The following is a 12,305-nucleotide window of genomic DNA, read 5'->3' on the forward strand; positions in this document are numbered from 1 at the left end:
CGATGTTCGGACGACACCGGCAGGACACGGGGAGCACGGTCGCGGCGGACTTCGCGGTGGGGCCGGTGCGGGTACGCGCGGCGGCGGGCACCGTGGTGGGCAACAGGTATCGGGCCAACTTCGACGTGCTCGCCCTGGAGCCGGACCTGCGGCTGGCCGCGGTCGCCGACGGCATGGGCGACGGACCCGGCAGCACGGCGGCCGGGCGGATCACGATGAGCGAATTCACCACCGCGATCCGCCGGGCCTCGACCGAGGGACCCGGGGCCGGTCCGGCGGCGCTGCGCGCGAGCGTGGCCGGCATCCAGGATCTGGTGCTGGCCGAGGCCGCGGGCCTGACCGGCTTCACCGGATGCACACTCACCGCGCTGCTCGCCGAACCCGACGTCCCGCCCGGGTCCGACGAGGCCGCCGCGTGGCTGGTCCAGATCGGCGACTCGCGCGCATATCGGCTGCGGGCCGGGCAGTTGGACCTGCTGACGGTCGATCACACCGAGGCGTGGCTGGGCGCGCTGTACGGCTGGTACCCGGCCGACTCGGCACAGGCCGCCGCCGCGCGCTATCGGCTCAGCCGCTACGTCGGACATCCCGGTCGCCCCGAGCCCGACGTGCTGAACGTGAGCCTGCGGCCGGGTGATGTGTACCTGCTGTGCACCGACGGCGTCGCCGAACAGATCGACTACCGCCCGCTCGGCGCCCTGTTGGCCGCTCCCGAGGCGCCCACCGAGATCGTCCCCCGGCTGCTCGCCGCGACCCTGGAGGCGGGCGGCCGGGACAACGCGACCGCGATCGTGTGGTGCGTCTATCGCCGCGCGGATCACCCCGCGGCGAACTCCCCGGCCTGAACGCTCGTCGTCGCCCGCACGTCCGCACCGGGCTCGGCCCGTTCATCGCCACGCGCCCGGTGCTCCGCAAGGTGGGCGACCAGGAGTGCGGTCGTTTCGCGCGGTTGCTCGACCGAGGGCAGGTGGCCGGCCCAGGGCAGTTCGACGTGCCGCGCGTTCGGCAGCGCCCCGGACAACTCGGCGGCGATCCGGCGGAAGTCCGCCAGGTCGTGCGCGCCGGAGACGACCAGGCACGGCGCGGTGATCGCGGCCGGGTCGACGTCGACGTCGGGCACCGGCGGGGCCGACCGGGAGTCGGCGGCGAGCCGTTGGTCGAAGACGTCGCGCTGCATCACGCCCACCTGATAGCGGGTCAGCGCGTCCGCCGCGGGCCCCAATCGGGTGTCCAACACGAACTCCACCGCCCCGGCCACGTCGCCGGCCGCCAGGAGTGCCCGCTCGCGGGCCTCGATCGCGCGCAGTGCCGGGGACGGGTTGTGGCCCGGGCGGCCGGCGCACAGCAGCACGAGCGAGTCGACCCGATCGGGTCGGCGGGCGGCGAGTTCCAGCGCCACGGTGCCGCCGTGGGACGCGCCGACCAGGGTCGCGCGGGCGATCCCGAGCGCGTCGAGCAGGTCGAGCACGTCGTCCGCGTCGCGCCGCGGGTCGGTGGTGGGCGGCGTGCGTCCGAAGCCGGACAGGTCCGGCCGCACGACCCGGTACCCGGCATCGACCAGCACGGACCATTGGGGATCCCACATCCGCCGGTCGCAGACCGACGCGTGCAACAACACCACGACCGGCCCGGCACCGTCCTTGTCATGCGCAAGCGTCATGCCGCCGACTGTAGTGGCCTGCCCGACCCGGACGACCGGTTCTCGGCCGGCACGCGACTCCCTCCCGGCGGATTCCAGGCTTCGCGGTGCTCCGTGCGAGGATTTCCGAACGTGCGGTAGCCCCCACCGAGCGAAGGACGAGCGCGATGCGCGACGAGAAGATCAGCGAATACCTGGACCGCCTCGCCGACCGGGTACCGGCGCCGGGGGGCGGGGCCGCCGCCGCGCTGCACGCGGCACAGGCGGCCGCGCTGTTGGGGATGGTCGCCCGGTACACCACCGGCGACAAGTACGCCGAGCACGCCTCCTCGATCGCCGAGGTGATCGCGCTCACCGACGAACTGCGGGCGGTGGCACTGCGGTTGGCCGAAGAGGACGCGGCCGCGTTCACCGCGGTGACCGAGGCGTACAAGCTGCCCCGGGACACCGGGGAGGCCAAGGCCGTGCGCTCGGCCACGATCGCCGCCGCACTGGTCGGCGCGGCCAAGCCGCCGGCCGAGGTGCTCGTGGTGGCCGCCGCGTGCATCGAACTGGCCGAAAAGCTGCTGCCGATCGGCAATCCCAACGTGATCACCGACGTGGCCGCGGCGGCCGAGGCGGCGCGGGCGGCGGCGACCACCGCGCGGGTGAACATCGAGATCAACCTCGGCGGGATCCGGGACGAGCAGGCTCGCATCGAACTCACCGCGCAGGCCACACGGGTGGACGGCCTCGCCACGCGCGCCGATCAGATCACCGCGGCCGTGCGCAAGGAGATCGTCCGATGACCGCGACCGTGCTCTCCGGCAAGGACCTCGCCGCCGCGATCCGCGCCGAGACGGCCACCCGGGCCGCGCTGCTCGCCGAGGCGGGCTCCCCGGTCACCCTCGCGGTCGTGGTGGCCACGGCCGACGAGTCCAGTGCGTGGTACGTGCGTTCGATCGCCGGTGCCTGCGCGAAGGTCGGCATCACGTGCGATGTGGTCGACCTGGGCGCGGAGGCGACCGTGGAGGCGATCCGCGGCACGTTGGAGGCGCTCGGCGCGGACGACGGTGTGCACGGGATCATCCTGCAGACCCCGCTGCCGGCCGGCGCGTCCCTGGAGGACCTGGCCGGCGCGATCGCCTTCGGCAAGGACGTGGACGGCGCCAACCCGCTCTCGCTCGGCCGACTGGCCGCCGGACTGCCCGCCTTCGCACCGGCCACGGCCGAGGCGGTGGTGGCGATCCTGGATCACCACGGCATCGAACTCGCCGGCCGGCACGTCGCGGTGGTCGGCCGTTCGACGGTGGTCGGCAAGCCCGCCGCGCACCTGCTCCTGGACCGCAACGCCACGGTCACCATCTGCCACTCGCGAACCAAGGACCTGGCCGGTCTGACCTCGACGGCGGACGTGCTGGTCGCCGCGGTCGGCCGACCCGGGCTGATCACCGCCGAGCACGTCGCGCCCGGCGCGGTCGTGGTCGACGTGGGCACCAACCCCACCGCCGACGGCGGCCTGGTCGGTGACGTGGACGCGACGTCCGTGGCGGCGGTGGCCGGCGCGCTCACCCCCGTGCCGGGCGGCGTGGGACCGGTGACGACGGCGCTGCTGCTGAGCCACACGGTGCGCGCGGCGGCATCGCCCTGAGCCGTGGGCGCCCTGGGCCGTGCGGCCACAGGATGGTGACCGCCGGTCGGGCCCGGCCTACGGCCGGTGTCCTCAAACGCCGGACGGGCTGATCGACACTCGGCTCGGCCGTTACGCACGAGACGGCACGAGGCAGCCGGTTCGGGGCTCGACACCGGGTGCGTTCGAACGACACGGTCGCGGTTCACGATGGGCTTTCGGCTGCGACTGCGGTTGCGGTTGCGGTTGCGGTTGCGCCGGATCGGTCGTCACGCCGAAAGGTCATCGATCCACGCCGGATGTGCTCAGGTGACACGGCTGCGGTTCTCGTTGCGATGCCGGTCCCGGTTGCGGTTCGGGTCGCACTTGGCGTTCCGATCCCGGCCCCGGTTGCGGTTCGGGGCGTGGTCGGCGTTGGGGTCGTGGTTGGGCCGGGCGTCGGGAGGTCACCAGCGGGCGATGCGGCGGCCGTCTCGTTCGTGCCAGCGGCCCGGGAGGTCGATGATCTCGGCGCCGGCGGCGCGCAGGCGTTCGGCCGTGGCCCGGGCCCGTTCCGGATCGAGGGCGAACACCCACGGACCCGGTATCAGCACCGTCCGCACCACCCCGGCGATCACGTTGGCCAGCAGGTTCTCCAACTCCGGCTGCTCCTCGCGCGAGGAGACGCCGTTGTCCAGACACACCACCGGCCGGCTCAGCCCCAGGCCCTGCGCATACGCGGTCAGCGCGTTGCGATGGGCGGCCATCTCCCAGGGATCACGGGGATAGCACCGCAGGTAGGCGGCGGGCGCGCCGACGAACGGAGGGGAGACGGTCGTCATGGCGACTGATTCCTTTCCGGCGATCGGCACGGACCCGCGGTCCCGCCTCGGCGCCAGTCAACACCGTCCGGCCCGAAAGGTCTATACCAATATTGTCATCTCGGGGTAACTCCCGGGGACCGGCCGCCCGCGCCCTGCGCACCGGCCCGCCCGGCGGCCCGAAGACGTACCGTGAACAGATGAGCACCAACGATCCGGGCGGCCCCGGTGGAGGAGGTGCCACCCCGTCCGGGCCGGTTCCGTCCCAGCGCCGTCGACGCAAGCGCTACTTCGTGATGATGGGCATCTGCCTGCTGCTGTTCCTGCTCGCCGGCACCGTGGTCTACCGCTGGTCGTTCCCGGCGGCCGCGGGCATGACCATCGTCGCGATGGCGATCCCGCCCTTCGCGGTGATCGTGGCCAACCGTCGCGAGCGCGGCGACCGCTGGTGGGACGAGTAGTGCCTGCGGTCACGATGCCGTCCGGTCGTCGGTCGCGGGGTCACGGAATCGTACCGACGCGGTGACAACCGCGCAGACCACGAACCACGGCAACTGCCCGGCCCGTCCCAGGAATCGACTCGCGATCGCGCGGGCGAGGCGGAGGGTAACCGAGATGCTCATCGATCCGGGTATGCAGGCGGCACAGCAGGCTCGGGCGTTCCGGAACGACGTCGATCGGCCGGTCTTCCGGGAGCAGATGTCCGCCGCCGATCGGCGGCGCCGGCGCAGCGGGCGTTCGGGCGTCGGCGGGGTGCTCCTGTTGCCGGTGGTGATCTGCGCGGTGATCCTCGCCGCGAAATACCCCGACCAGGCAAACGACTTGGTCGACCGGGCCAGGCCGGTGCTGGACCTGGTCCTCGGCCCGCTCGACGACCTGCGCTGACCCGACCACAACGCCGAGGCGAAGCCGGGGTCCCGGATCGGCCGAGGCGGGCAAGGGCGCGCCGTACCGGCCCGGTTCGAGGAAAGCCGGACAACCGGGCAGTAGGGTCGGTGCCCGAGCCGCGGGTGCCGTGCGGCCGTCGAACGCGCAGCCGGACCGTCGGGCCTTCGGGCCGGGAGAGGACGTCGTCATGGGACCAGTCATCGCGGTCACCGGAGCGAGCGGGCAGATCGGCGGCCGGGTCGCCCGCCGGCTCGCCGAGGCCGGCACGGCGCAGCGTCTGGTGGGCCGGGATCCGTCGCGGCTGCCCGAGTTCGACGGTGCGGTGCACGCCCCGCCCGCGTCGTACGGCGACGCGGCGGCGATGCGGCGGGCTCTGGAGGGGGCGGACACGCTGTTCCTGGTCTCGGCCCGCGAGAGCGCCGATCGGGTCCGTGAGCACATCTGCGCCGTGGACGCCGCGGTCGCGGTCGGCATCCGGCGGATCGTCTACGTGTCGTTCCAGAGCGCGGCGCCGGATGCGACGTTCACGTTCGCGCGCGACCACTGGCACACCGAGCAGCACATCCGGGACACCGGGCTGCGGCACACGTTTCTGCGCGACAGTCTGTACCTGGCCGTACTGCCCGCCATGGTCGGCACCGACGGGACCATTCGCGGCCCGGGCGGGCAGGGGCGGGTCGCGGCGGTGGCGCACGACGACGTCGCGGACGCGGCGGCGGCCGTACTGCTCGGCGGCGACGCGCACGACCACCTCACCTACGACCTCACCGGCCCCGAGGCGATCACCCTCGCGGAGGCGGCGGCCGAGCTGACCCGCTTCACCGGGCGGCTGATCGAGTACGTCGCGGAGTCCCGGGACCAGGCCTACGCCTCCCGCGCGCAGTACAACGCGCCGGCGTGGGAGATGGCGGGCTGGGTGACCTCGTACGAGGCGATCGCCACCGGCGAGATGGCCAAGGTCTCCACCGCGGTCCCGATGCTGACCGGCCGGCCCGCGCAGAACCTGGCCGGCTACCTGACCACCCACCCGCAGGCTTGGGAGCACCTCCGGGCGTAGGGTCCGCCCCGGTGCCGCCGGTACCCGTCCCGGCCCGGCTCGGCGACTCCCCCGACCGGCCGTGTCCGGGTGCGGCCGGCTCCCGGGCCGGGTCTGCTGGGGCCATGCACCCCAAACACCCGATCATCGAGCTGACCGAGTTGCTGATGCGCGAGACGGACCTGCCGCAGGATCGTGCGAATGCCCTGGTGCAACGCATCTGGGACGCGGGCGTGGCCGAGGGCACCCGCCGGATGACGGAGGATCTCGCCGCCGCCAACCGGGAGGCCGAGGAACTGCGCCGCGCGCTCGACGACGAGTGACCGCGACCCTGGGGCCTGCTGCGGGAGAGGGCGGATGCCGGGTGTCGCGGTGCTCGGCGTGGAATCGAAGACCGGCCCTACAGCGGCAGCGTGCCCGCGAGCGGGTTGACGGTGTTCAGGGTGTTCAGGCCGTCCGGGTAGACGGCACTCGGGACGCCGGCGACCCGGCCGGTGTTCGGCGTCGGTTCCTGCGCATGGGCGACGGAGGCGCCGCAGGACACGGCGAGGGCGGTGCCGGCCAGAGTGGCGGTGACGATGCGCTTGATCATGTCCCACCCAACGAGACCGCGTGCGCTTGGTCACCGCGGCGCCCGCCGAGACGTCCCGGTTCACCTGTTCGGCGTTCGTAGTCCGCCGCGGCACCGGGAACAGGAGCACCGACCCGGAGGAGGGGTGCCGATGGCGGAGCACCGGAACCGGCCGCCCGGCAGCGTGGCCCGATGATCCACGCAGGTCGGCTGCCGATGAGCCTGGCGTTCGCGTCGCTGCTGCTCACCTTCCTGGTGACACGCACGATCACCCGCCTGATCCGGGCCGGCCGCGGTCCCTTTCACAACATCGGCAGCGGCGGTGTGCACATCCATCACGTGGTGCCCGGCATCGTGCTCGCCCTGATCGGCGGCTTCCTCGCGGTCGGCAGCGGCGAATACCTGGTCGCCCGGTCGATCGCGGGCGTGCTGCTCGGGATCGGCGCGGGACTGGTGCTGGACGAGTTCGGGATGATCGTGCACCTGTCCGACGTGTACTGGACCGAGCAGGGCCGGATCTCGATCGAGGCCACCGTGTTGGCCACCGCCGCGGTCGGCCTGGCCGCGAGCGGCTTCGTGCCCTTCGACGCGACGCCGGACGGCCACACCGTCGACGATCTGGTGGCCTGGTCGATCGTGCTGCTGCTCGATGTGGTGATGGCCGCGATCACCTTCGCCAAGGGCAAGGTCGGCACCGGCGTGATCGGCGTGTTCATCCCGATCGTCAACATCGTCGCGGGGATCCGGCTGGCCCGACCCGGCTCGCCGTGGGCCCGGCGGTACTACCGCGACAAACCCCGCAGGCTGCGTCGCGCCACCGCCCGGGCGGCCCGCCGCGATGCCCGTTGGAAGCCGATCCGCCGCCGCTTCGAGGACACCATCGCCGGCCGGCTGGTGGCCGCGCCCGCACCCATGCCCGTGGCGCCGAACCCCGAGCCCCGGGGACGACGCGAGGTCGAAGGCGCCCGACACACCTGGCGCCGCGTGCGGGTGGGCTCCGGATGAGCGGGTACGACACACGCCGGGCACGCGCGGGCGCACACCTCGCACGCCGTCCGGAATCTCCGCTCTCCCGCCCGCACGCCGACGCACGGCCGACCGCCGGGGTGCAGACCCGGCCGACGTCGACGCCCGGTAGCCGAACGACCGCGCGGATCACCGACCCGGCGTCGCCCCCGCGGCCCCGGGCCCGCCCGCCGGTCGTTGGCGTGCGGCCAGGACCGCGATGTCGTCCTCCGGCTTGTCGGTGACCATGCGCGCGATCAGCGTGTCCACCAGACGCACCAGCGGGGTCTCGGCGGTCAACCCGACCCGGGTCAGCCGCTGGAGCGATTCGCCGATGTCCTCGCCCCGGCGCTCGATCAGGCCGTCGGTGTACATCACCAGGACCCGCTCGGGTTCGCTGCGCCGGCGCACCGAGGTGTAGCCGCCGAACCCGGTGCCCAACGGCGGTCCCACGGGGACGTCGACGAGTTCGGCCGCGTCGCCCGGGCCGACCAGCATCGGCGGCAGGTGGCCGGCGCTGGCGAAGGTGACCGTGCCCGCCGCCGGGTCGACCAGGACCAGCAGGCAGCTGGCCACCCGTTCGATGCCCGCCTTGGTACTGGTGCGGTCCACCGCGGCCAGGATCTCGTGCGGCTCCAGGTCGGAGCGCGCCTGCACCCGCAGCAGCGCCCGGAACTGGCTCATCTCCACCGCGGCCTGCACGCCGTGTCCCATCACGTCGCCGACCGCGAGCAGCGTGCGACCGCCGCTGAGCGCGACCGCGTCGTACCAGTCGCCACCGACCTCGACGCTGCTGCCCGCGGGCCGGTAGCGCGAGGCCAGTTCGATGTCCGGGTGCGGTGCGTCCGGGGCGGCGAGCAGCGCGTGCTGGAGGGCGAGTGCGATGTCGTGCTCGTGCGCGTAGCGGCGGGCGTTGTCCACGCTGATCGCCCCGCGCCGGGCCAGGTCGCGGGCCAGCACCACGTCCTCGGTGGAGAACGCCGGCGCCACGCCGTGCCGGGCCAGGGTGACCATGCCGATCGCGCTGCCCCGGGCCACCAGCGGCAGCGCCACGATGGAGTGCAGGCCGACCGAGCGGAAGACGTCGACCCGGTCGGGGCTGGACACCTCGCGGGCCAGTTCCTCGTCGCTGACCCGGTTGACCACCACCGGGCTGCGCTCGCTCAGCGCACGCGGCACCATCGAGCCCTGCTGGTAGTCCACGTTCTCGCCGGGCCGACGCAGGATCGCGGCCTGCTCGGCCATCCCCGGCCGGTGCGACAGCGCGGCACGCCACATCCGCACCATGTCCTGCGGCGCGTGCGGGGTGCCGTTGGCGCCCTCGACCGCGAACACGTCCACCGCGGCCACGTCGCCGAGCTCGGCGACGAAGAGTTCGGCCAGTTCCTCGCAGGTCTCCACCAGGTCGAGGGTGGTGCCGACCCGGGTCGCGGCCGCGTCCAGGAAGGCCAGCCGGCGGCGGGCCGCGTCCAGTTCCATCTGGGTGCGGCGGGACTCGGAGACTTCGAGGATGACGCCGGCCAGGCCGACCACCTCGCCCTCGTGCTCCAGGCGGTGGTAGGCGCCGTGCCACCAGCGGCGGTCGGGCGGGCCCGCGTGGGTGATCCCGGTGGAGGTGGCCTCGCGGGCCACGCCGTCGCGGAGCACCGCGCGCAGGATCTCCTCCTGGGCGTCCACGTCCGGGAGCACCTGGCCGATGGTCCGGCCCAGGTGCTCCTCGGCGGAGATGCCGTTCATCCGGGCCAGGGCCGGGTTGACGTAGAGGTAGCGAAGGCCCGGGCTCATCACCGCGACCGCGGCGCGGGTGCCGTCCAGGAGGCCCTGCAGCACCGCGTACGCGCCGGCCTCGCGCGGGTCGCGGCCGTTCGCCCCGACCAGGCGTGCCACCGCACCGGTCACGGCGTCGACCTCCGGCACCGTCATCGGCGGGTCCGCATACTCGTCCAGCGCCACGCCTGTCCTCTCCAGCCCCGGGTCCCGTGAGGCGCCCGGCCCCCGGAAGCCGACCTTCGGGTTCCAGTCTGGGCCACGGCAACCCGAACGCGCGAGCGGCAGGCCGCAGTGCGTTACACCATCGTGGCCAGGATCTCCTCGACCATAGCCATGGTCGTACCCGGATGCAGGAAGGCAAAGCGGGCCACCGTCTCGCCCTCCCAACCGGTTGGCGTGACGAAGCCGACCTGGCCGGCGAGCAGCCGGTGCGACCACTTCAGGTAGTCGTCGGCGCTCCACCCGGTGCGGCGGAACAGCACGGCGGACAGCTCCGGGTCGCGGATCAGTTCCAGGTGCGGGGTGGCGCGGATCAGCTCCGCGGTGTCCCGGGCCAGGGTGAGCGCGACCTCGATCGCCTCGGTGTACGCGTCGGTGCCGTGCACCGCGAGCGAGAACCACAGCGGCAGACCGCGGGCCCGCCGGGTGAGGTGGTAGGCGTAGTCGGTCGGGTTCCACTCCTCGGGCGCGTCGGTGTGCAGGACGTCGAGGTAGGACGCGTCCTGGGTGTGCACGCCGCGGGCCGGGGCCGGGTTGCGGTACACCAGCGCCGCGCAGTCGAACGGCGCGAACAGCCACTTGTGCGGGTCGACCACGAAGGAGTCGGCCAGTTCGATCCCGTCGTAGCGGGCGCGCACGCTGGGCGCGAGCAGGCCCGCGCCGCCGTAGGCACCGTCCACGTGGAACCACAGGTCGCGCTCGCGGGCGACCGCGCCGATCCCGGCCAGGTCGTCGATGATGCCCGCGTTGGTGGTGCCGGCGGTGGCGACCACGCCCACCACGTCGTCCGCGTCGGGATCGGCGGCCAGTGCGGCGCGCAGCGCTTCGCCGGTGAGGCGGTGGTCGGTGGTCTTCACCACGAGCGGTTCCATGCCGATGATGTGCAGCGTGTTGCCGATCGAGGAGTGCGCCTGGTCGCTGACCGCGATCCGCAGGCGGTCCCGGGCGGTGGCACCGGTACGTCGCCGGCCCATGTCCCGGGCGACCACGAGCGCGGACAGGTTGCCCGCCGAGCCGCCGCTGACGAAGCAGCCGCCGGCGCCCGCGGGCAGTCCGGCCAGGTCCGCGATCAGGCGCAGCACCTGGTTCTCCGCGGCCACCGCGCCGGCCGCCTCCAGCCAGGAGATGCCCTGGAGGGACGCGCACGAGACGACCATGTCGAACAGCAGCGCGGCCTTGGTCGGCGCGGCCGGGATGAAGGACAGGAAGCGCGGGCTGTCGCAGGAGATGACCGCGGGCGCGAGTTGGTCGGCGTAGATCGACATCACCTCGCCCGGGTCGTTGCCGTGCGCGCCGATCAGGCCGTCCAGCGCGCGGTCGAGCTTGTCCTTGCGCCCGGGGTGGTCCAGCGGCACCGGGTCCAGGGCGAGCCGCTCCCGCATGTAGTCGAAGACCAGGTCGGCGAGAGCGGGATCGTACCGGTGCATGCGCATGTGGGCTCGGCAATCTCTCGGCGCGTTCGGGCGAGGCACCCGCGCAGGGTTGGGTGCCCGCGGGGAGGGCGTTTCCCACGCGGGTGGCGTTCTCACGAAAGCCGGATGAGGGTGCCGGGTCGGTCTGCACCGGCAGTTCAAACCCTACGTACAGGCGTGCGATCGGGCCAAGAGGTCGATCTTGCGCGCCGACGCCGATCTATTGCGTCTCCACTCCCTGCCAGGCTGTTCCGTTGCGCCTGACCAGCCTGGAAAGCACGACACAGCTCTTCGAGCGCACCACGAACGGCTCGGCGGCGATCCGCTCCAGGACCCGCTCGAAGTGCTGCACGTCGGCCGCGAGCAGGTGGACCACCGCGTCCGCGTCGCCGGTGACGGTGCTGGCCGAGACCACCTCGGGGAACTTCGCCAGCGCCTTGCCGATCTCGCTCGGCGAGGTGCGCCCGACGCAGTACAGCTCGACGAACGCCTCGGTGGTCCAGCCGAGCGCGGCGGGCTCGACCGACGCGGAGAAGCCGGTGATCACGCCGGCGGCGAGCAGCCGATCCACCCGCCGCTTGACCGCGGACGCGGACAGGCCGACCCGCGTGCCGATCTCGGCGTAGGTCGAGCGCGCGTCGTCGATGAGCGCGGTGATGATTCGGCTGTCCAGCGGGTCCAGCGCCATCGATCGGGTCTCCTGGGTGCGGGTACGGGTCGGGCGGGTCGGGCGGGGTTCGGGGCGGCGGGGGCGGGCGGACGGGGCACAGTGACGGTAGCCCACCGGGGCTGGGGTGCGGGGCTGTTGGGGGCTGCTGCCGGGCTGGTGCTGGGCTGCTGCGGGGCCGGCTCGGGTTGTCGGGAGCCGCGGGGGCCGCTGGGGGGCCGCTGGGGGCTGCGACGCGGGCTCCGGGCTGCGGTCGGCGGTGCGGTGGTCGTTGTGCGGCCGTGGTCGTTGCGCGGCCGGATCCGGGCGAGGTCGTCGGCGGCGACGCGGGCGGGGTGTGTGCGGGCTTGCCCGGCCGGCGGGTCGAGGCGAAAAAGGGCAGGCGCGGATTGTGGGTGTCCCCGCAGAATCTGGTGGGCGGCGAACTGATCGTTCGAAGCTGCCGCGGGCGCCGGTGGGTCAGGCGGTGGCGGCCGGGCGGGGGCTGCAACCGGGCGGGGGTGCTGCATGCGGGCGGGGCGAGTTGCGTGCGGGCGGGGTGAGTTGCGTCGGCAGGGTCGGCTGACGGCGATTCAGGTGGCGGTGGGGTGACGGCGGACGGCCGGGTCGATCGGCCCGGCTCGATCGAACCGGAACGGGTGGTGGCGTGTGGCGACGAACCGTCTGGCGCGAGGGGTCCTCTTCGTGGC

The 12,305-nt window shown here is 73.5% G+C and carries 14 protein-coding genes; 8 read left to right on the forward strand and 6 right to left on the reverse strand.

Features of this window, described 5'->3' with window-relative positions:
* The first annotated feature begins 2 nt into the window (after positions 1-2).
* Positions 3-845, forward strand: coding sequence for a PP2C family protein-serine/threonine phosphatase (locus ACZOOI_RS37180; protein ID WP_465283981.1), 843 nt, complete (start codon positions 3-5; stop codon positions 843-845).
* On the opposite strand, the gene ACZOOI_RS37185 is transcribed toward ACZOOI_RS37180, so the two are convergent.
* Positions 818-1,660 (reverse strand): alpha/beta fold hydrolase, encoded by an 843-nt coding sequence (locus tag ACZOOI_RS37185; protein ID WP_465283982.1) that lies wholly within the window; start codon positions 1,658-1,660, stop codon positions 818-820. The genes ACZOOI_RS37180 and ACZOOI_RS37185 overlap by 28 nt on opposite strands.
* Before the next feature lie 146 nt (positions 1,661-1,806).
* On the opposite strand from ACZOOI_RS37185, the gene ACZOOI_RS37190 reads away from it, so the two are divergent.
* Positions 1,807-2,427, forward strand: a complete 621-nt coding sequence (locus ACZOOI_RS37190) for a cyclodeaminase/cyclohydrolase family protein (protein ID WP_465283983.1) — start codon at positions 1,807-1,809, stop codon at positions 2,425-2,427.
* Positions 2,424-3,269, forward strand: coding sequence for a bifunctional 5,10-methylenetetrahydrofolate dehydrogenase/5,10-methenyltetrahydrofolate cyclohydrolase (locus ACZOOI_RS37195; RefSeq protein WP_465283984.1), 846 nt, complete (start codon positions 2,424-2,426; stop codon positions 3,267-3,269). The genes ACZOOI_RS37190 and ACZOOI_RS37195 overlap by 4 nt, the downstream gene beginning before the upstream one ends.
* 425 nt (positions 3,270-3,694) lie before the next feature.
* On the opposite strand, the gene ACZOOI_RS37200 is transcribed toward ACZOOI_RS37195, so the two are convergent.
* Positions 3,695-4,069 carry a hypothetical protein gene (locus tag ACZOOI_RS37200; protein ID WP_465283985.1) on the reverse strand — a complete coding sequence of 125 codons (375 nt, stop codon included), beginning with the start codon at positions 4,067-4,069 and terminating at the stop codon, positions 3,695-3,697.
* Between the two features lie 179 nt (positions 4,070-4,248).
* Here ACZOOI_RS37200 and ACZOOI_RS37205 point away from each other — a divergent pair, with 179 nt between their 5' ends.
* The 4 genes from ACZOOI_RS37205 (at position 4,249) to ACZOOI_RS37220 (ending at position 6,295) form a co-directional block, all read left to right on the forward strand.
* On the forward strand, positions 4,249-4,509 hold the full coding sequence (locus ACZOOI_RS37205; RefSeq protein WP_391584219.1) for a DUF3099 domain-containing protein: 261 nt from the start codon (positions 4,249-4,251) through the stop codon (positions 4,507-4,509).
* Positions 4,510-4,663: 154 nt separating this feature from the next.
* Positions 4,664-4,933 (forward strand): hypothetical protein, encoded by a 270-nt coding sequence (locus ACZOOI_RS37210; protein WP_465283986.1) that lies wholly within the window; start codon positions 4,664-4,666, stop codon positions 4,931-4,933.
* A 190-nt stretch (positions 4,934-5,123) separates the two neighbouring features.
* Positions 5,124-5,993: an NAD(P)H-binding protein gene (locus tag ACZOOI_RS37215; RefSeq protein WP_465283987.1), complete on the forward strand. Its 870-nt coding sequence runs from the start codon at positions 5,124-5,126 to the stop codon at positions 5,991-5,993.
* Positions 5,994-6,097: 104 nt separating this feature from the next.
* A complete protein-coding gene (locus tag ACZOOI_RS37220) occupies positions 6,098-6,295 on the forward strand; it encodes a hypothetical protein (RefSeq protein WP_391584222.1) in 198 nt (65 codons plus the stop codon).
* A 77-nt stretch (positions 6,296-6,372) separates the two neighbouring features.
* Here the strand turns inward: ACZOOI_RS37220 and ACZOOI_RS37225 are convergent, their stop codons facing one another.
* The gene (locus ACZOOI_RS37225; RefSeq protein WP_465283988.1) at positions 6,373-6,564 is read right to left on the reverse strand and encodes a hypothetical protein; all 192 of its coding nucleotides are present in this window, start codon (positions 6,562-6,564) and stop codon (positions 6,373-6,375) included.
* Between the two features lie 171 nt (positions 6,565-6,735).
* On the opposite strand from ACZOOI_RS37225, the gene ACZOOI_RS37230 reads away from it, so the two are divergent.
* On the forward strand, positions 6,736-7,548 hold the full coding sequence (locus ACZOOI_RS37230) for a hypothetical protein (RefSeq protein WP_465283989.1): 813 nt from the start codon (positions 6,736-6,738) through the stop codon (positions 7,546-7,548).
* A 150-nt stretch (positions 7,549-7,698) separates the two neighbouring features.
* Here ACZOOI_RS37230 and ACZOOI_RS37235 read toward each other — a convergent pair whose 3' ends face one another.
* The 3 genes from ACZOOI_RS37235 to ACZOOI_RS37245 all read right to left on the reverse strand — a co-directional run bounded on the left by ACZOOI_RS37235 (position 7,699) and on the right by ACZOOI_RS37245 (position 11,637).
* Entirely contained in the window at positions 7,699-9,501 is a 1,803-nt protein-coding gene (locus tag ACZOOI_RS37235) for a SpoIIE family protein phosphatase (RefSeq protein ID WP_465283990.1), read from the reverse strand.
* A 113-nt stretch (positions 9,502-9,614) separates the two neighbouring features.
* Positions 9,615-10,970: a pyridoxal phosphate-dependent decarboxylase family protein gene (locus ACZOOI_RS37240; protein ID WP_465283991.1), complete on the reverse strand. Its 1,356-nt coding sequence runs from the start codon at positions 10,968-10,970 to the stop codon at positions 9,615-9,617.
* A 199-nt stretch (positions 10,971-11,169) separates the two neighbouring features.
* Positions 11,170-11,637: an Lrp/AsnC family transcriptional regulator gene (locus ACZOOI_RS37245; RefSeq protein WP_391584227.1), complete on the reverse strand. Its 468-nt coding sequence runs from the start codon at positions 11,635-11,637 to the stop codon at positions 11,170-11,172.
* Between the last annotated feature and the right edge of the window lie 668 nt (positions 11,638-12,305).

Source organism: Embleya sp. L77, assembly GCF_055557415.1.